At 62.3% G+C, this 17,798-nt stretch carries 15 protein-coding genes and 1 tRNA gene; 12 read left to right on the top strand and 4 right to left on the bottom strand.

Going from position 1 to position 17,798, the window contains the following annotated elements; all coding sequences use genetic code 11:
* Nucleotides 1-84 precede the first annotated feature (84 nt).
* Nucleotides 85-1,635, bottom strand: a complete 1,551-nt coding sequence (locus tag ISP15_RS09365) for a peptide MFS transporter (RefSeq protein WP_404546998.1) — start codon at nt 1,633-1,635, stop codon at nt 85-87.
* 250 nt (nt 1,636-1,885) lie between these two features.
* Between ISP15_RS09365 and ISP15_RS09360 the strand changes: the two genes are divergently transcribed.
* The 4 genes from ISP15_RS09360 (at nt 1,886) to ISP15_RS09345 (ending at nt 4,400) form a co-directional block, all read left to right on the top strand.
* On the top strand, nt 1,886-2,260 hold the full coding sequence (locus ISP15_RS09360) for a diacylglycerol kinase (RefSeq protein ID WP_404546997.1): 375 nt from the start codon (nt 1,886-1,888) through the stop codon (nt 2,258-2,260).
* Between the two features lie 118 nt (nt 2,261-2,378).
* Nucleotides 2,379-3,023 (top strand): LemA family protein, encoded by a 645-nt coding sequence (locus ISP15_RS09355; RefSeq protein ID WP_404546996.1) that lies wholly within the window; start codon nt 2,379-2,381, stop codon nt 3,021-3,023.
* A gap of 1 nt (nt 3,024) precedes the next feature.
* Nucleotides 3,025-3,897, top strand: a complete 873-nt coding sequence (locus ISP15_RS09350) for a TPM domain-containing protein (RefSeq protein ID WP_404546995.1) — start codon at nt 3,025-3,027, stop codon at nt 3,895-3,897.
* A complete protein-coding gene (locus ISP15_RS09345) occupies nt 3,897-4,400 on the top strand; it encodes a TPM domain-containing protein (protein WP_404546994.1) in 504 nt (167 codons plus the stop codon). Before ISP15_RS09350 ends, ISP15_RS09345 begins: the two co-directional genes overlap by 1 nt.
* On the opposite strand, the gene ISP15_RS09340 is transcribed toward ISP15_RS09345, so the two are convergent.
* Nucleotides 4,401-5,054, bottom strand: a complete 654-nt coding sequence (locus ISP15_RS09340) for a GspH/FimT family pseudopilin (protein ID WP_404546993.1) — start codon at nt 5,052-5,054, stop codon at nt 4,401-4,403.
* 130 nt (nt 5,055-5,184) lie between these two features.
* Between ISP15_RS09340 and uvrB the strand changes: the two genes are divergently transcribed.
* Both uvrB and ISP15_RS09330 read left to right on the top strand, forming a co-directional pair.
* On the top strand, nt 5,185-7,215 hold the full coding sequence (uvrB, locus tag ISP15_RS09335) for an excinuclease ABC subunit UvrB (protein ID WP_404546992.1): 2,031 nt from the start codon (nt 5,185-5,187) through the stop codon (nt 7,213-7,215).
* A gap of 51 nt (nt 7,216-7,266) precedes the next feature.
* Nucleotides 7,267-7,341 (top strand) — tRNA-Val (locus ISP15_RS09330).
* A 48-nt stretch (nt 7,342-7,389) separates the two neighbouring features.
* On the opposite strand, the gene ISP15_RS09325 is transcribed toward ISP15_RS09330, so the two are convergent.
* Both ISP15_RS09325 and ISP15_RS09320 read right to left on the bottom strand, forming a co-directional pair.
* Nucleotides 7,390-7,710 carry a hypothetical protein gene (locus ISP15_RS09325; RefSeq protein WP_404546991.1) on the bottom strand — a complete coding sequence of 107 codons (321 nt, stop codon included), beginning with the start codon at nt 7,708-7,710 and terminating at the stop codon, nt 7,390-7,392.
* 666 nt (nt 7,711-8,376) lie between these two features.
* Entirely contained in the window at nt 8,377-9,396 is a 1,020-nt protein-coding gene (locus tag ISP15_RS09320; protein ID WP_404546990.1) for a YncE family protein, read from the bottom strand.
* A 185-nt stretch (nt 9,397-9,581) separates the two neighbouring features.
* Between ISP15_RS09320 and ISP15_RS09315 the strand changes: the two genes are divergently transcribed.
* The 6 genes from ISP15_RS09315 to fliE all read left to right on the top strand — a co-directional run bounded on the left by ISP15_RS09315 (nt 9,582) and on the right by fliE (nt 17,786).
* A complete protein-coding gene (locus ISP15_RS09315; RefSeq protein ID WP_404546989.1) occupies nt 9,582-10,916 on the top strand; it encodes a TolC family protein in 1,335 nt (444 codons plus the stop codon).
* A complete protein-coding gene (locus ISP15_RS09310; protein WP_404546988.1) occupies nt 10,913-11,950 on the top strand; it encodes an efflux RND transporter periplasmic adaptor subunit in 1,038 nt (345 codons plus the stop codon). The genes ISP15_RS09315 and ISP15_RS09310 overlap by 4 nt, the downstream gene beginning before the upstream one ends.
* Nucleotides 11,947-14,964 carry an efflux RND transporter permease subunit gene (locus ISP15_RS09305; protein ID WP_404546987.1) on the top strand — a complete coding sequence of 1,006 codons (3,018 nt, stop codon included), beginning with the start codon at nt 11,947-11,949 and terminating at the stop codon, nt 14,962-14,964. Before ISP15_RS09310 ends, ISP15_RS09305 begins: the two co-directional genes overlap by 4 nt.
* A gap of 98 nt (nt 14,965-15,062) precedes the next feature.
* Nucleotides 15,063-15,728 (top strand): response regulator, encoded by a 666-nt coding sequence (locus ISP15_RS09300; RefSeq protein ID WP_404546986.1) that lies wholly within the window; start codon nt 15,063-15,065, stop codon nt 15,726-15,728.
* Nucleotides 15,725-17,101, top strand: coding sequence for a sensor histidine kinase (locus ISP15_RS09295; protein ID WP_404546985.1), 1,377 nt, complete (start codon nt 15,725-15,727; stop codon nt 17,099-17,101). Before ISP15_RS09300 ends, ISP15_RS09295 begins: the two co-directional genes overlap by 4 nt.
* A 355-nt stretch (nt 17,102-17,456) precedes the next feature.
* Entirely contained in the window at nt 17,457-17,786 is a 330-nt protein-coding gene (gene fliE, locus ISP15_RS09290; RefSeq protein WP_404546984.1) for a flagellar hook-basal body complex protein FliE, read from the top strand.
* Nucleotides 17,787-17,798: the final 12 nt, after the last annotated feature.

The following is a 17,798-nucleotide window of genomic DNA, read 5'->3' as shown; positions in this document are numbered from 1 at the left end:
GAATCGAAAGACAGGTATCGAAGAGGGAAGGGCGAGCGTCTGCGCGCGCTCGGCTCGCCCATGCCCGGGTATACGCGCTGCCTCTTACGGCGTGTTGAATTCCTCGCTGCGCACGGCCGGTAAAGGATCGTGATTGGTCGCGGGATCGGAATGGCTGGCCGATAGCTTGTTCATCAGCGGCAGCATGGCCACGGCGACCAGCGTGCAGCCCACGCCTACGAAGCCGAGGATATTGAACAGATGCGTGTAAATGGCCAGCGATTCCAGCGGATCGGTAATGTTGTCCGGGATGTGCGCGATGTTCGCCACCACGCTGCCCAGGTACTGGGAAATGCCGACCGCCACGAAGTAGGCACCCATCATGAAACCGCCCATGCGCTCGGGCACGTAGCGGGCGATCATCGCCAGTCCCAGGCCGCTGACCAGCAGTTCGCCCAGCGAATACAGGCCGTAACCCCAGACCATGATCCACGAGGAAACCTGGCCGTTCACAGCCGACCTGGCGCCGACGCCGTACATGAAAAAGCCCAGCGCGACCGCCGCGAAACCCCAGGCGAACTTGGCCGCCACCGATGGATCCTTGCCCAGGCGGCCGAGCGAGTTGTAGATGAAAACCAGCACGGGGCTGAGGATCACGATCCAGATGGCATTCAAATTCTGGTATTGCTCGGGAATCCAGGTGAACAGATGCGCGCCGAATACGTCGAACGAAAGGTCGACGTTGCGTTGCGCGAAAAGATTCAGCGACGTCGCCATCTGCGCATAGAAGATGAAGAAGAAAATGGTCTGTACCGTCAGCACCAGCGCAGCGGTCAGTCCGGCGCGTTCGCTCGGCTGGCTGGAGCGGATCAGGTGCACGAAAATGCCCAGGATCACGGCGCCGGCCGCGTACACGCACCACTTGGCAACGGTCTCGCTCTGCAGGATGAACGCGGAGATGAAGACGGTGGCGAGTCCAACCAGCAATACCGCGGTGAGGCGTTTGAGATCTACCGGGCGGTCGTCGCTGGGTGAGCCGATGTGCGCCAGCGTGCGTTTCATCAAAAGGTAATTGATCAGGCCAAGCACCAGGCCGATCGAACAGACGCCGAAGGCCGTATGCCAGCCCATCGAGTCGCCGTATTTTGCGGCGACGACATCGCGGATCCACGGTGTCGCCGTCATCGAGATCATCGAGCCGACATTCACGGCCATGTAGTAAATGGTGAAAGCGCTATCGATCCTGGTTTCGTCGCCCTCGTAGATCTTGCGCACGAGATTGCCGGCGTTCGGCTTGAAGAATCCATTGCCGACCACGATCACGCCCAACGCCACGTAGGTCATGTATGCGTTGTCGGAAGGCACCCAGAGCATGGCGTAGCCAATGGCAAGAATGACCGCGCCCATGACCATCGTGCGGCGCGTGCCAATCAATTTGTCGCCCACCCAGCCGCCAATGGCCGGGGTGGCGTAGATCAATGCGGCGGCGGCACCCCAGACGAGGTTGGCCTTGGTGTCGACGAAGCCGAGCTTCTTCATCATGAAGGTGACCATCAACACCTGCATGCCGTAGAAGCCGAAGCGCTCCCACATCTCGATCAGGAACACGGTGCTGAACGAGCGGGTTTGTGAAACGGGTCGAATCTGAGTTGCCATGGATAGTTCCGTGCACGTGTACTACGAGGCCGACATCGACCTGCTTTTTCAGTGCCTTCAGCGGGCACAATCGGCGAAGGTTAACCCATCCGCGATTAGCTTGAAGTTGCAATGCGGCAAGCAATGTCTTGCGGCGGCCGGGGCGGCCGGCTGCTTATGGCATCATGACGCGCCTGTCGCCGCCCCTCCGGAGCATCGCCCGTCATGCTGAAAAATGCCTTGCTTTCCACATCGGCGGGCCGTTCCAGCCATGCCCGGTAGTGGTTTTCGCGGCGATCCGCGCCAACTGTGGCGAGCTTTGTGCTGGTCGATGAAGGGCCTGCGGGCCGGCTGGCGGCATGAGGCATCGTTTCGGCTGGAAGCGATGCTTGCCGTAGTCCTGGTTCCCGTCGGCTTGTGGGTAGGGAACGGAGCACTGGAGAAGCTCGCCCTGGTATCGCCGGTGATCCTGGTGCTGTCGGTGGAGCTGCTCAACTCGGCCATCGAGGCGGTGGTCGACAAGGTCAGCCCGGAATTCCACGAGCTGGCGGGGCGGGCCAAGGACATGGGCTCGGCAGCGGTGTTCCTGTTGCTGGTGCTGGTGGTGCTGTGCTGGGGGCTGATCCTCGGGCCGCGCTGGATCTGAAACGGCAAGCGGTCCGCTCCGCTATCGCCAGTCCGCTGGACAATCCCATGTAGGCCAGGCGATTGCATCCATGTAGGCCAGGTGTTGCAATGGCCACTCACTGGAAGGGAGCGTTCCGATGAATACCTTACGGGTTATCGTGCTGATGTTGCTGGTCGTGATGCTGTCGGGTTGCGGATACAACGCAATCCAGAAGCAGGACGAGGCGGTGAAGGCGCAGTGGTCGGAGGTACTCAATCAGTATCAGCGCCGCGCCGACCTGGTGCCGAACCTGGTCAATACCGTCAAGGGCTATGCCGCGCATGAGGACAAGGTCTTTACCGAAGTCGCCGATGCCCGTTCGCGGGTAGGCAGCATCCAGGTGACGCCGGAACTGGCGAACGATCCGGCGGCGCTGGCCAAGTTCCAGGCCGCGCAAGGCCAGCTGACCGGTGCGCTGTCGCGCCTGATGGCGGTCAGCGAAAACTATCCGAACCTCAAGGCCGATGGCCTGTTCCAGAACTTGCAGGCGCAGCTGGAAGGGACTGAAAACCGCATTACCGTCGCACGCAATCGCTATATCCAGGCGGTGCAGCAGTACAACTCGATGATCCGCACCTTCCCCAACAATCTCACCGCAAAAATGTTTGGCTACCAAGTGAAGCCGAACTTCAGCGTGGAGAACGAAAAAGCCATTTCCACCGCGCCGACGGTCGATTTCGGCACCGGCGCGCCGGCGGCCAAGGCACCTGCCAGCCCGGCTCCCGCCACCTCGGCACATTGACATGATGCGGCGCTGGCTGCGCCTGTGGATGCTGCTGGCGATAGCGCTGTGGTCGCCGTGGCCGTCGCATGCCGACGATCTTCCGGCCGTGCCCACGCTCACGCGCCATGTCACCGATCTCACCGGCACACTGAACGCGCAGCAGCTCGACCAGCTCGACGCGCAGCTGACCCAGCTGGAAAAGCAGAAGGGTGCGCAACTGGTGGTGCTGATGGTGGGCACCACCCAGCCCGACGACGTCGACGACTACTCGCTGCGTGTGGCCGAAGCGAACAAGCTCGGTCGCAAAGGCGTGGATGATGGAGTACTGCTGTTTATCGCCAAGAACGACCGGCAGGTACGTATCGAGGTGGGTTATGGCCTGGAGGGCGCCATTCCGGATGCGGCGTGCGCACGCATCATTCGTGAATACATCGCGCCTAAGTTCCGCAACAACGATTACGCCGGCGGGATCGGTGACGCGGTAGGCGCATTGACCTTGCTGATCAACGGCGAGCCATTGCCGCCGCCGGTGCGCGGCAATGAGGTGGAGCAGCGCGGCCGGCCGGATCTGCACGGGTTGTTCTTCTTCGCCATCGTCGCGCTGCTCTTCCTGCGCGGCATGTTCGGACGCGCGCCGGCCTTCGTGCGCGCGCCGCTCGGCGGCCTGGTGGTCGGTGGCCTGTTATGGCTGCTGGCGTCGGTGGGCATCGGCATTCTGGGTGGCGTGCTGGGTGGCCTGTTCATGCTGCTTCCGGCCGGCGCGGGCCGTTCCATCGGCGGCGGCGGATGGGGCGGCTGGGGCGGGGGTGGTGGGTTTGGCGGCGGCGGGGGCGGCGGTTTCAGCGGCGGCGGTGGCAGCTTTGGCGGCGGCGGTGCCTCGGGGAGCTGGTGATGACAAGCATCCAACGACTGCTCGCCAATCTGTGCGACGGCTGGTTCCAGTTGCCCCGGCGTTTTCCGCCGGCACTGCTCGACGATATGACCGCGGCCATTGCCGACGGCGAACCCACTCACTTGGGCGAGGTCCGCTTTGCGCTTGAGTCGCGCCTCTCGCCGCTGGCGGTGCTGGCCGGATTGGACGCCAGCACGCGCGCACGGCAGGTATTCGGCCAGTTGGGCGTGTGGGATACCGAGCACAATTGCGGCGTGCTGATCTATGTGCTGATGAGCGAGCACCATATCGAAATCGTGGCGGACCGCGGCATCGCGCAGCGTGTCAAGGCCGAGGAATGGACGGCTATCTGCGCGGCCATGCAGGACAATTTCGCAGCCGGTCAATGGCGCGCAGGGGCGCTGCATGGCATCACGCAGGTGCATGCCCTGCTGGCGAAGCACTTTCCCAGCCATGGCAAGGCGCGGCCGGATGAATTGCCGGATCGGCCGGTATTGCTTTGATCAATCGCTTGCCGGGCACGTGAACGTATCGTCGCGGTTGGGCAAGTCGCGCTTGACGCGGCCCAGTCGTGCGATCCGTATCACCAGCACCCGCCCGGGTTCGTCGCGCATGCAGAAAAACAGGCTTTTGAACGTGCTGCTGGCGCTTCCATCGGGATTGAACCAGACATAATTCGTGCCCGTGCCCGCTATCGTCAATCCCGCTCGATGAGCATCGCCGCTGTAGCGGGGCGTTCCCATGACTTGGCCCGGATGGTTGGAATCCGCCCGCCCGACCAGCCATCCAGCGTTCCATGCGCCATCGCTGCTGCAGTGTAGAAAATCGTGGCTCGGGCAGAAGATCATGCGTGCCTGCTCGTTCACGGCGAGGCTGCGCGCGTGTTGCAAGGCCACGATGTAATCGGCTTGCGCGCTACGCAATTGATGGCCTTCCAGCATGCGATGAAAGGTGGGTACGGCCACCGCAGTGAGTACCGCCAATACCGCCAGCGCTACCATCTGCTCGATCCATCCGAATCCCCGTGGCGGCTGGACGTTGCCGTGATGCTGCCGGGCGCCGGATCCGGAAGGCGGCGCGGCATGCCCGCGCATCGTAGGCAGGCCAGTCTCTTCCTCAGATGGAAAGGCGCAGTTATCGGGGTTCCAATGATTCATGCCAGCCATGCTAGGCCGCGCTCCCGGCATGTCCACCCGTTGCAGGGCGCGCCACCCGGTCAGGCCCTGCTGACAGGCCTTGTCAGCATGCAACATTTAAAATGCCTGCCCGCGCCCGCACATCACCTCCATGACTGATCGCGACCGTTTCGAACTCGTCTCCGACTACCGACCCTCCGGCGACCAGCCCGAAGCCATCCGGCGCCTGGTCGAGGGCTTCGAGGCCGGGGTGGCGGCGCAGACGCTGCTTGGCGTGACCGGTTCGGGCAAGACCTTCACCATCGCCAACATGGTCGCGCAGGTGCAGCGTCCGACCATCGTGCTGGCGCCGAACAAAACACTGGCTGCGCAGCTGTATGGGGAGTTCAAGGAATTCTTCCCGCATAACGCAGTGGAATATTTCGTCAGCTACTACGACTACTACCAGCCGGAAGCCTATGTCGTCGCGTCCGATACCTATATCGAGAAAGACGCCTCGATCAACGATCACATCGAGCAAATGCGGCTGGCCGCGACCAAGGCGCTGCTCTCGCGCAAGGATTCGCTGATCGTCGCCACCGTATCGGCAATCTATGGCCTGGGCGATCCGGAGGATTATCTTTCGCTGCGCCTGATCCTGGCGCGCGGCGAACGCATCGATCAGCGTGCCCTGATCCGCCAGCTCACCGAGCTGCAATACACGCGCAACGAGATGGAACTGCGCCGCGGTACGTACCGCGTGCGAGGCGAAGTGATCGATGTGTTCCCGGCCGAATCGGAAACCGAAGCCTTGCGCATCGAGCTGTTCGACGGCGAAGTGGAAAATCTGTCGCTGTTCGATCCGCTTACCGGCGAAACCCTGCGCAAAGTGCCGCGCTATACCGTGTATCCGCGCACGCATTACGCCAGTACGCGCGAAAGCGTGTTGAACGCGATCGACACGATCAAGGAAGAACTCAAGGATCGGCTCGAATATCTCTACAAGGAAAACCGCCTGGTGGAAGCGCAGCGGCTGGACCAGCGCACGCGCTTCGACATCGAGATGATGGCCGAGGTCGGTTACTGCCAGGGCATCGAGAACTACTCCCGGCATCTCACACGCCGCGCGCCGGGCGAGCCGCCGCCGACGCTGTTCGATTACCTGCCGGCGGATGCGCTGCTTGTGGTGGACGAATCGCATGTCACCGTGCCGCAGCTTGGCGCGATGTACAAAGGCGATCGATCGCGCAAGGAAACCCTGGTCGAGTTCGGCTTCCGCCTGCCCTCGGCGATGGACAACCGTCCGCTGCGTTTCGAGGAATTCGAGCGCCGCGTGCCGCGCACCGTCTTCGTCTCCGCCACGCCGAGCAAGTACGAACTGGAGAAGTCCGGCGACGCGGTGGTCGAACTGGTGGTGCGTCCTACCGGCCTGATCGATCCGGAAGTGGAAGTGCGCCCCGTGCGCACCCAGGTCGACGACCTGCTGGGCGAAGCCAGGAAACGCATTGCGCTGGGCGATCGGGTGCTGGTCACCACGCTGACCAAGCGCATGGCGGAAAACCTCACCGAGTACTTGAGCGAGCACGATATAAAAGTGCGCTACCTGCACTCGGATATCGAAACCGTCGAGCGCGTGGAAATCATCCGCGACCTGCGCCTGGGCGAATTCGACGTGCTGGTAGGCATCAACCTGCTGCGCGAGGGCCTGGACATGCCCGAGGTTTCGCTGGTGGCGATCCTCGATGCCGACAAGGAGGGTTTCCTGCGCTCCACCGGCTCGCTGATCCAGACCATCGGCCGCGCCGCGCGCAACCTGCGTGGCAAGGCCATCCTGTATGGCGACAACATCACCCGCTCGATGAAAGCGGCGATGGACGAGACCGCCCGCCGCCGCGAAAAGCAGGAAGCCTGGAACGTCGCGCACGGCATTACCCCCAAGTCGGTGGTGCGCCGGATCTCGGACATCATGGAAGGCGCGCGCAGCGAAGTGCCGGGACGCGGCCGCGGCAAGTCGCGCGGCCGTGGCGCCACGGCGGTCGCCGAACCGGCCGCCAACTACGCCGCCCTGAACGCCGATCAGGCCTCGACCATGCTCAAGCGGCTGGAAGCCGAGATGCGCAAGCACGCGGAAAACCTGGAGTTCGAGGAGGCCGCCCGCCTGCGCGACCAGATCCACCAGCTGCGGGAACAGGCTTTGCGATAGGTTTCCGGTTCCGCTAGACTATGCGGCTCGCACGGTCCGCCGGCGAGCCTCGGGCGGTTAGCTCAGCGGTAGAGCACTTCCTTGACATGGAAGGGGTCACAAGTTCGATCCTTGTACCGCCCACCACTTTCTAAGCCTTACGCATCAACGATTTTCGAGATGCTGTCAGGCTCATCAGTTTTCAGGACTGACCCCGCCGTGACCCCGGAAAGCTTGGGCACCAGTACGGCGATCTCCTGCATCCAGCGCCCGCGCAGCCTTGCTTAAATAGTCCGGGTCGAACCTGGCGTAAATCTCCGACGTGCCAGCGCGCTTATGGCCGATCTGCCCGGAAACCTCCCAGGACGGCACGCCGCGGCGCCGCAGCTCTGCGGCAACCGTATGACGCAACATCTTTGGCGCAAACCATGCGGCAGCCGCTCCAGTTCGAACGCGCGCCCACGTCTTCTTGATGCTGTCGATCCACCTGCCGCGCCAGTTGACGTAGTAGTCCAAGCGCCTTAGCTAGCATATTGGTCAATGGCACCACGGGACGGTACTGCCTGGTCTGCTGCCGTCCAGGCGGCTTCGGTCATGGGGGCTGGCGTTGGATGGGTACCGGTGAGCACCACCAGCATCAGCAACTTCGGATGCACCGGTCACCACCCGTACCGCAGCTCCAGCACCAGGGTCATCATGGTGGCAATCAACCGGGCGATGGCACCGTGGTGGGCAATGGTGCGTCATCCAAATCCTCCTTCGGCGTGCGCGGTCCTTTGCCCACTCAGCCCACTGAGGCGTGACTTCGTCGAGATTCGCTACCACCTCCCATACCTCGCGTGCGATGTCCAAAGCCTCGCGATCGTTCACTCGAGGCGTGGCCTCCTTCACCAGCTCTGGAACAACCCCAGTGGTGGATGACGGGACCCAGCGCATGGGCGCCATGTCATAGGCGGGTGCGACGGACAGCAACGGCTTGAAGTCGTTGGACAGAAGGAACGATAGGTTGCCCATGTGCATATCGGTATGCGCAACCAAGTGCCCAATATTGGCCAGGCGTTGCGCGCGCGCTACCTGTTCGACATCGATAGCGCCGCGCCGGTACAAGTACTCCACTGCATTCACCCAGCCATCCCAAGGCTTGGCCTTTTGTGGGGGGATTACCCATCGCGTCCTCAACACTCACGGACGCGCTGCAATTCCCACCGCAATAAGCGTAAAGCTGTCCGGCAAGAAAGAGCGTCCTTCACCATGTTTGTTCGCATCGATCGTCGCGGCCGACAGATAAAGCTGCTGATGCTGGCTATCGAGCGCAAGCGTGCGTGCACTCAACTGGCTGGGAATGGAGGCGCTGACTTCGTAGTGATCGGCATCGTGCTGGCGTATCGCGGTGATATTGCCGCTCTGGCCATTGGAGCTATAGACCATCTGCCTGCTGGGATCGTAGACCACCGCATCCGGCCCCTTGCCTATGTCCACGGTCGCCACGTGCGAACCGTCGAGCGCATTCGTCACCGCCATATGCTCGTTATCGCATACCGAAAACAGGCGATGCCGTGTCCGGTCCAGGGCCAGGCCGCTGGGCGAGTCACATCCCGGTAACGGCCATACGTGCAACACGCGGTCGGCCCGGCTGTCGATCTCGACCAATGACGAGCGATCTTCCAGATTCGCATACACGTGTCCGTTACCGTCGGCCTGGGCGAATTCCGGCTTGCCTGGCAGCGGTACCGTCTGGATCAAGACATTGCGTGCCGGATCGATCACGCTGAACGAATGGCCTTTGCCATTGAAGGTCAGTACATGCTTCGATGCGGAGTCATACACGATCGCATCGGGCTTTTCGCCCAAGCCAGTAATGGTGGCAATCACCTTGAATGTATTCAGGTCAAATACCGTTACGGCGTTGATCAAACCATCGCTGACGTAACCGCGATGCAATGCAGGAGCCAGGGTGATGCCATGCGCGCCGGCGGTGCCATCGATTTGGCCGACCTTGGTCTTGTGATCCACGTCGATGATATCGACTCGCACGCCGCGGCTGACGAAGAGCCGGCGATGCGCCTGATCGAAAGTGAGGTAATCCCAGCTGACCGGTCCTTGCAAAGGCAGACGCCAGACCACGCCGATGGGAGCGGCCGCCACCGGAACAATGCCGGTCACGGCCAGCAGCAACAAGGCCAGGTAATTGGGTTTGGACACGGGAGTTTCCTTCCAGGATGGCCGTTGCAGTTTGCGAGCACACCCTTAGCAACACCTTAAGCCGGCGGGCGGCCGCATCCGTACCGTCGTGGCGCAGATGGTCCGCGGCAATCGCTCCGGAGCCTGCAAATCCATTCCTAAGCTTAGCCAATTAAGCTTTTCCCAATCCTTCTCGACCGATTGAAATGAAACACTTGTGCCAGCTTCCAGGCAGCTTGTTGCTGCTTATTGCCGCAGTGCTTGCCGGATGCGCGAGCTATGCGCCCAAGCCGCTGCCGCGGCAATCGAGCACCGTGGCCAATGCGGCACAGTTGATCGGGGCATCTGCAAGCCAGCAGCCATGGGATCTGCCGACCCTGGAGAAGCTGGTGCTGTTGAATAATCCTGATCTGCGCACGCTCCGTGCCCAGCATCAGATAGCGCATGCGCAAATGCTGCAGGCCGGACTGCTGCCTGATCCGGCCTTCAGCGGCAGCTTGGGTTATTTGCTTTCCGGCCCGGGCGACGCCACCGCATGGGCAGCGTCACTGACCGAAGACGTGACTGCGCTGATTACCCTCAAGCCCCGCCGCGCCGCCTATGAAGCCAATTTCCAGGCCATCGATGCGCAATTGCTGTGGCAGGAATGGCAAATCGTAGCCAAAGCACAGCTGCTGATGGTTGATCTGGTGGAAGGCCGGCGCTTATATCAGGCCCAGTTGGCGGATACGGCGCTACTCGAGCAACGGCGTGCGCGGATTCAGCGGGCGATCGATCAGGGCTTGCTCGATCGCGCCACCAGTGGCCCCGAACTGGCGGTAACCGCCGACGCGGAGGCGACGACGGAAGACCTGGCCCAACATCTGCTGGATCTGCAGCAACAGCTTTGCGCGCTGCTGGGCTTGCGGCCTGATGCCGCGCTGCCGCTACCGTCGACCTTGGTACTGCCGGCATGGAATGCCGGTGACGTTCAACAGGAAGCCGCCACGGTGGCGCAACGCCGGCCGGATCTGATTGCATTGCAACTGGGCTACCGTGCGCAGGAGGCCAATGTGCGCGCGCAAATTCTGGCGCAATTTCCGGGCCTGTCCCTGGGCTATGCCACGGCGAGCGACAACAGCCGGGTTTACAACGCGGGGCCTGCCATATCGTTTCAATTGCCCTTGTTCGACCGCAATCAGCATGGCATCGCCGCGGCTGTCGCCACGCGCGATCAACTGTGGCTGGAGTACGGCAATCGCCTTGCCCAAGCCCATGACGCGATCGCTGCCCTGACCGCGCAATATCAGCTAGGCAGCGAGCAATACCAGCAACTTGCCGTGGCGTTAAGCCGGGATCGCGGCACGCAGCACAACGAGCTTGCGTGGCGCGAAAAGGATATCGATTTGCATACCTATGCTGATTTATCGCATGAAGCCTTTGGCGTGCGTGGCCGTCTGCTCGCTTTGGAACAGGCGCAGATGGAACGACAGATCGCCTTGCAAACGCTGTTGGGAAGCGGCATGCCCGATGCTCTGCCGACCGCGGTAACTGCGCCATGACACGTCTCGCTTTCAAGCTTCTGATGGCCGGCCTGGTTACGCTGTTGGCCGCCTGTCGATCCGATGACACGCCGGAGGCGGCGCCGACCGCCAGCGTGCGTGCGAAACTTATTCGCCAAGGCGACCTGCCGCATATCGTCAGCGCTTATGGGTCGGCGGTAGCGGCCAACGATGCCAGCGTGACGCTCAGCGTGCAGGCAATGGGGCGCGTCGGTCGATGGCTGGTAGCGCCAGGCGCGGCCGTGCACCAAAGACAGGCGCTGCTTCGCTTCGATCTGGCGCCGTCGGCGCTGAGTGCTTACCAGCAAGCGCTGAGTGCGGTGCGTGCCGCCACGTCTGCCCGTGCACATCTCGCTGCCTTGCTGTCCCAGCAACTGGCCACGCGCGATCAGCTTGATCAGGCCGACAAATCGCTGGGCGACGCGGAAACGACGCTGGCCGCGCTGCGCAAGGAACAAGGCGATAGCGCTTCCCTGACGCTATACGCGCCTTGCGATGGCGTGGTGCAGAGTATCGACGCCACGCATGGCGAAGTGCTTGCGCCTGGGGTCGCTTTGCTGACTCTGATTAAAAAAGATGGACTGGTCGCGCAACTTGGCCTGGAACGCTCCGACCAAAACGTGGTGCACGATGGCGATAGCGTCACCCTGCAGAGCATCGAAGGCGCTCAAAGCTGGCAAGGCACGGTGCTTTCGGTGGGCCAGGTGCTTGACCCGCATACCCATCAACTCGACGTGATCGTGTCTGCGCAGGGAACACTGCTTGCGGGAGAGGCCTTGCGCGGAGATATCGTGGCCGGTTCCTGGCATGGCTGGCTGGTGCCGCGCGACGCCGTGCTGGGCGACGACCAGCATGTTCTATTCCAGCTGGATGGCCTGCGCGCGGTGCGGGTGCCGGTCACGCTGGTGGGCGAGTCGGACCATACGAGCGTGGTCAGCGGAGCTATCGACGGCTCGCGTCCATTGGTGGTCGTCGGCGCCGATCAGCTCGATGACGGCATGGCGGTGCGCGTGGATAAGAACGTCACGCCATGAAAACGACGTCCGCTTCCGCGCGCTATGCGCGCGTCATAGTGTTGTGTGCGTGCCTGCTTGGCCTGGCCGGGCTTTATGCCGCCTCGGTCATGCCGGTTGGTCTGTTTCCGCAGGTTTCCTTTCCGCGTGTCGTGGTGGACCTGGATGCCGGCGACCGCCCGGCCGATCAAACCGTGCAATGGCTGACCAGGCCGGTGGAAGAAGCCGTGCGCAGCGTGCCCGGTGTGATCAACGTGCGCTCCGACACCACGCGCGGCTCGGCGCAGATCTCGGTGGATTTTGGCTGGGGCCACGACATGATCGCGTCGACCTTGCTGCTCGACGCCGCGATCGCGCGCATCTTGCCGACACTGCCCGCTGGCACCAGCTACGACGTCAGGCGCATGGACCCGACCGTATTCCCGATCGCCGCTTACGCTTTGCAATCGTCCCATCTTTCCTCGGTGGCCCTGCGCGACCTGGCGATCAACCAGATCGTGCCGCTGCTGGCCTCGATTCCCGGCTTGGCGCAGGTGTCTGTGCAAGGCGGCGGCGTCGCCGAAATCGACGTGGATGCTGATCCGCGTCGGCTGGCTGCTTATGGCCTGACGCTCAATGACGTGGTCAATGCGATCGACAATGCCAATCAGTTGCAGGCGGTCGGACGTGTGCAGGATCGCAATAGTTTGTACCTGGTGCTGGCCGATCATGCGCTGCCGCAAAAAGCCCGTGCCATCGGCCAAGTCGTCATCAAAAGCAGTAGCGCCGGATGGTTGCGTATAAGCGATATAGCCGACGTACATCCCGGTATCGCGCCGCAGTGGATGCAGACCAGCGAAGACGGCAAACCGGCCGTGCTGTTGAACATCTTCCAGCAGCCCGATGGCAATGCGCTGGATATTGCCACGCAAGTGCGCCAGCGGCTGAGCACGCTGGCACTTCCGGTCGGCACGCAGCTGACCCGTTGGTATGACCAGAGTGATCTGGTCGTGGCGTCGGCCAGTAGCGTATTCGACGCGGTGTGGATCGGCACGGGCTTGTCCGCATTGGTGTTGCTGGTATTCCTGCGCAGCTTGCGCATTACGCTGGTGGCGATGTTGACGGTACCGTTGATCCTGGCCATTACCGCATTGTTGTTGAATCTGCTCGGCATGAGTTTCAACGTGATGACGCTTGGCGGTATCGCTGCGGCGGTGGGACTGGTGATCGACGATGTCATCGTGATGGTCGAGCACATGGCTGATCGCGCCACGAAGCATGTTGGTGCATACGAAGCGTCGCGCGAATTCCTGTTGCCGTTAAGTGGTTCCAGCGCGGCCACGCTGATCGTATTCCTGCCGCTGGGACTGCTCGGCGGCGTAACCGGAGCCTTTTCCAAGGCGCTGTCGCTGACCATGGCGTGCGCTTTGTTCGTCTCCTGGCTGATCACCGCCTGGGTGGTGCCGGTGCTGGCTGCGCGCCTGATCGACTTTCGCCGCCTGCAAGCCAGGCCGCAAAGCGACGAAGGAGTGCTGCATCGCGCGCATGCCTGGATATACGACCACCTCCATCGACGACCAGTGATCATGCTGGCCTTGCTGGCCGCCCTGGTCGTAGCCGGCTATGTGGGTTACAGCCGGGTGACCACGGGCTTCATGCCCGATGTGGACGAAGGCGGCTTCGTGCTCGACTACTACACCCGGCCCGGCACTTCGTTGCCGGAAACCGACCGCCAAGCCGCCGAAATCGAGGCGATCTTGCGTCAGCAGCCGGAAGTAGAGACCTTCTCGCGCCGGCTAGGCACGGGCCTGGGTGGCGATCTGGGCCAGTCGTATCACGGCGATATGTTCGTGCGCCTGAAACGCGATCACCAACGCAGCACCCAGGACGTGATGGAGGCAGTGCGTAGCCGCATTGCTAGCGAAGTACCTGCGATACAAGTAGATCTGGCGCAACAGATGGAAGACCTCATCGGCGATCTCACCGCGGTACCGCAGCCGATCGAAGTCAAGCTGTATGCGGCCGATCCCGACAGCCTGCCGGCGCAAGCCCGGCGCGTCGCCAAGGCGTTGCACGGTATCGATGGCGTGGTCGATATCGCCGATGGCCTGCAACTGGCAGGCAGCGCCCTGGATATCCGCGTGGATGCGGACAAGGCTGCCGCCGAAGGTACCACGGTGGCGGCCATTACACAGGCCATCAATACAGCACTGACCGGCACCGTTGCCACGCAATTGCCTGGCGTGCTGCACAGTATCGGCGTGCGTGTGCGCATGCCCGACGCATTGCATTGGCGCATTCCCGATGTTGCCGCCCTGCCGATCGGCGCGCCCGATGGGCATGTGTTTCCGCTCGGCCGGGTAGCGACGCTCACGCCGGTCAATGGGCAACCACAGCAATCGCGAGAAAACCTGCAACCGATGATTGCCGTGACCGCGCGCATCGAGGGCCGCGGCATCGGTGCCGCGATGGCCGATGTGCAAAAAATATTGCGCAAGCCCGGCCTGCTGGATGCAGGCACCCGTTACGAACTGGGCGGTCTTTACCAGCAACAGCAGATCGCTTTTGCCGGCCTGGCGCGCGTATTCGCCATGGCCCTGGCGGCCGAATTCGCGTTGTTGCTGTTGCTTTACGGACGTATATCGCTGGCGATCGTGGTGCTGGGCTGCTCGCTCTTTTCGACCAGTGCGGCTTTCGTGGCGCTATGGCTGAGCGGTGTCGACCTCAATATCACCGCGATGATGGGCCTGACCATGATCATCGGCATCGGCACCGAAATGGCCATTTTTCTCGTGTCGGAATACGTCCGCCTGGAGCAGGCGCTGCCCACTGCCACGGCCCTGCGGCAAGCCAGCCGCAACCGGCTGCGGCCCATTGCCATGACTACTTTGGCGGCGATCTTCGCGCTCTTGCCGCTGGCCTTGGCGCTCAGCCGCAGTGCAGGGTTCCAGCAGCCGCTGGCGATCGTGATCGTCGCCGGCCTGCTCTTGCAATGTCCGCTGGTATTGGTGGCGATGCCCATGCTGATCGGCTGGACGCATCGTGAACCGCAGTAGACAATGGCGCACGGCGATAAGCCTTCGCTAAGCAAAAATGCGTAGAAAGCTCTCTGCGCGGCTCGTCGTCACGACGGCCGCCTGTCACGGAGTGCGTCGTGCACATTACGTTAGTCGAAGACGATCTACAGCTCGGCGCTGCCATAGAAAGCGCGTTGCAGCGCCTGGGCTACGCGGTGACCTGGCTGCGCGACGGACGCACCGCACTGGAAGCCATGCGCGAGGAGGCCGCCGACCTGATCTTGCTCGACCTCGGCCTGCCCGGTAAAGATGGCCTGGACGTATTGCGCGAAGCGCGCCGCCTGAACATTCGCACTCCCGTACTGGTGATGAGCGCGCGGGATGCCTTGCCGGCCCGCATCAGCGGACTCGACGCGGGCGCGGACGATTACCTGATCAAGCCCTTCCACGTCGACGAACTGGCCGCGCGCATCCGCTCCCTGGCCCGGCGCACGCATGGCCTTGCGGACAACCGTATCGAAGTGGGCGCCTTGAAGCTTGATTTAGGTGACATGAGCGTTTCTTATCGCGATAACCCGGTCGAACTGACCAAGCGCGAATTCACCCTGTTGCAGGCATTGATGGAGCGTGCCGGTCGTCTGGTGCGCCGCGAACACCTGAAAAACGCCTTGTACGGACTGGATCGCGAAGTGGGCGACGGTGCGCTGGAAGTGCTGGTGCACGGGCTGCGGCGCAAGCTCGGCTTTGACACCATCCGCACCGTGCGCGGCTTTGGCTACATGATTCCGCGAGACATCGCGTGAGCCGAACCACCAGCATCTCCGGGCGCCTGCTCCGTCTGGTGCTGGGCGTGCTGGCGGTGGTGCTGTTGGGGCTCGGCGGCTTCAGCTTCCTCAAGAGCTACCGCGAGCTGCAGGAATTGGCCGACGGCCGTATGGCGCAGTCGGCGCGCACGCTGCAGGTGCTGATCGAACACGGCGGTGGCGCATCGCTCAAGGGCCTGTATCCACAAAGCATTCTGGTGCCTTCGTCCGAGGCCTCGGACATACGCACTTATCAGGCCGAAGTCGGCTATCAGGTTTACGACCAAAAGGGGCACATCCTGTTGTCGACGGTGAACCTGGCCTCCCTGCCGCCACCACGCAGCGGCGAGGCCGGTTATGCCGACGTGCGGGAAGGCCGCCATCGCTGGCGTTTGTTTACCCAGCCTGCCGACGCGGACCATCTTATTATCCGCACCGGCGAGCGCAACGACAGCCGGCGCGACATCATCAGAGCGCTGTGGATCGAGCATGCCGTGCCGGTGCTGTTCGTGCTGCCGTTGCTCGCGCTGCTGGTGTTCTGGGCGATCAAGCGCGGCCTGAGCCCGCTGCGGAAATTGGCCGAGCTGCTCAGTCGGCGTGAACCGGGAAGCCGCGAGCCGGTGCAATTGGACAATCCGCCACTGGAATTGCAGCCAGTGATCGAAGCGCTCAACGCGCAACTCAAAACCCTGGAAGACGCCCTGGAGCGCGAGCGCCGCTTCAGTGCCGATGTGGCGCACGAACTGCGCACGCCTATCGGGTCAGCCATGGTCAACATAGACAACGCCGAGGCCACCCTCGACTCCGGTGATGCACGCAAGGCCATATGCGGCGCACGCGACAGCCTGGTATACCTGGCCCGCCGCACCGAGCAGTTGCTGGCGCTGGCGCGTATCGATTCCGCCAAAAACGATTTACGGCAAGTCGATCTGGTGATGATCGCTGGCAATATCATCGAAGAACTCGCTCCGGTGATTGCGCAAAGCAAGGTCGATATGAGCGTCGGCTTTTCCAGCCAAGCCATTTTCGTAAACGGACATGAAGCGGCTTTGGGTGCATTGCTGCGCAACCTGATCGAAAACGCCTTGCGCCACGTACCCGGCGGCGGCCGGGTCCAGGTAACTATCACGCAGGAAGAAGCTTTCACGCACATCGATGCGATCGACGATGGCGAAGGCATCCCGCCCGAACGACGCGAAGCCGTATTTACCCGCTTTCACCGCGAACGAGGCACTCAGGGCGAGGGCTATGGCCTGGGGCTGTCGATCGTGCAGCGCGCCGCCAAGCTGCATCACGCCAGCGTGGAATTGCTCGATTCGCCGCTCGGGCACGGGCTTCGCGTGCATGTGGCTATTCCCAGAAAGAACATCTAGGGCTGCTGATCAACGCCAAATGCTGCTCCATGCGGCTTTTCAAATATCGTTGAAAAACTGATAAGGCAGGGAAGGTTGGCCAGGCATTGATCAGCATTGGCTTTTTGTTTGAGCGTACTTGCGTTGAATCGCCACCGTAGCTCCGACGATAGGTAATTAGTCGGCGCAGCGCCGCAAGTTCTCCACTCTCATGCGCACACTATCCGGACAAACGATCGGGTCGTCGGACCGAATGGCCTGTCCGTGCCCGCAACACGGGCGGCATTGATATTCGTTTGAGATTGCTTACGCCCTCGTGCCCCGGCCGGGACAATGCGCCCCGTTCCCCCTCCAAAACTCCTCTCCGGGATTCGTCATGAAGATCGAACTGTCCAGTCCGATGCTCGAAGCCATGTCTGTTTTACGTCCAGGCCTGTCGCCTGGCATTGCCGCGGCTGGCGACGGCGGCGCAGGTGCCCAGGCTGGCACCGGTTTCGCGCAGGCCATGAAGCTCGCCATTTCGCATGTCGACGGCCAGCAGCACGCCGCCAACCAGAAGGTTGCCGCGGTCGAGACCGGACAGAGTGACGACCTGATCGGCGCCATGCTTTCCAGCCAGGAAGCGAACTTGTCGTTCTCCATGATGATGCAGGTGCGCAACAAGCTGATGGCCGCGTTCGACGACATCATCAAGATGCAAGTCTGAGCGGCGGCCTGA

Source organism: Dyella jejuensis, assembly GCF_044904675.1.
Lineage (GTDB): Bacteria > Pseudomonadota > Gammaproteobacteria > Xanthomonadales > Rhodanobacteraceae > Dyella_B > Dyella_B jejuensis.
Note: the sequence above shows the minus strand (reverse complement) of the source record. Positions and strands in the feature narration are given on the sequence as shown.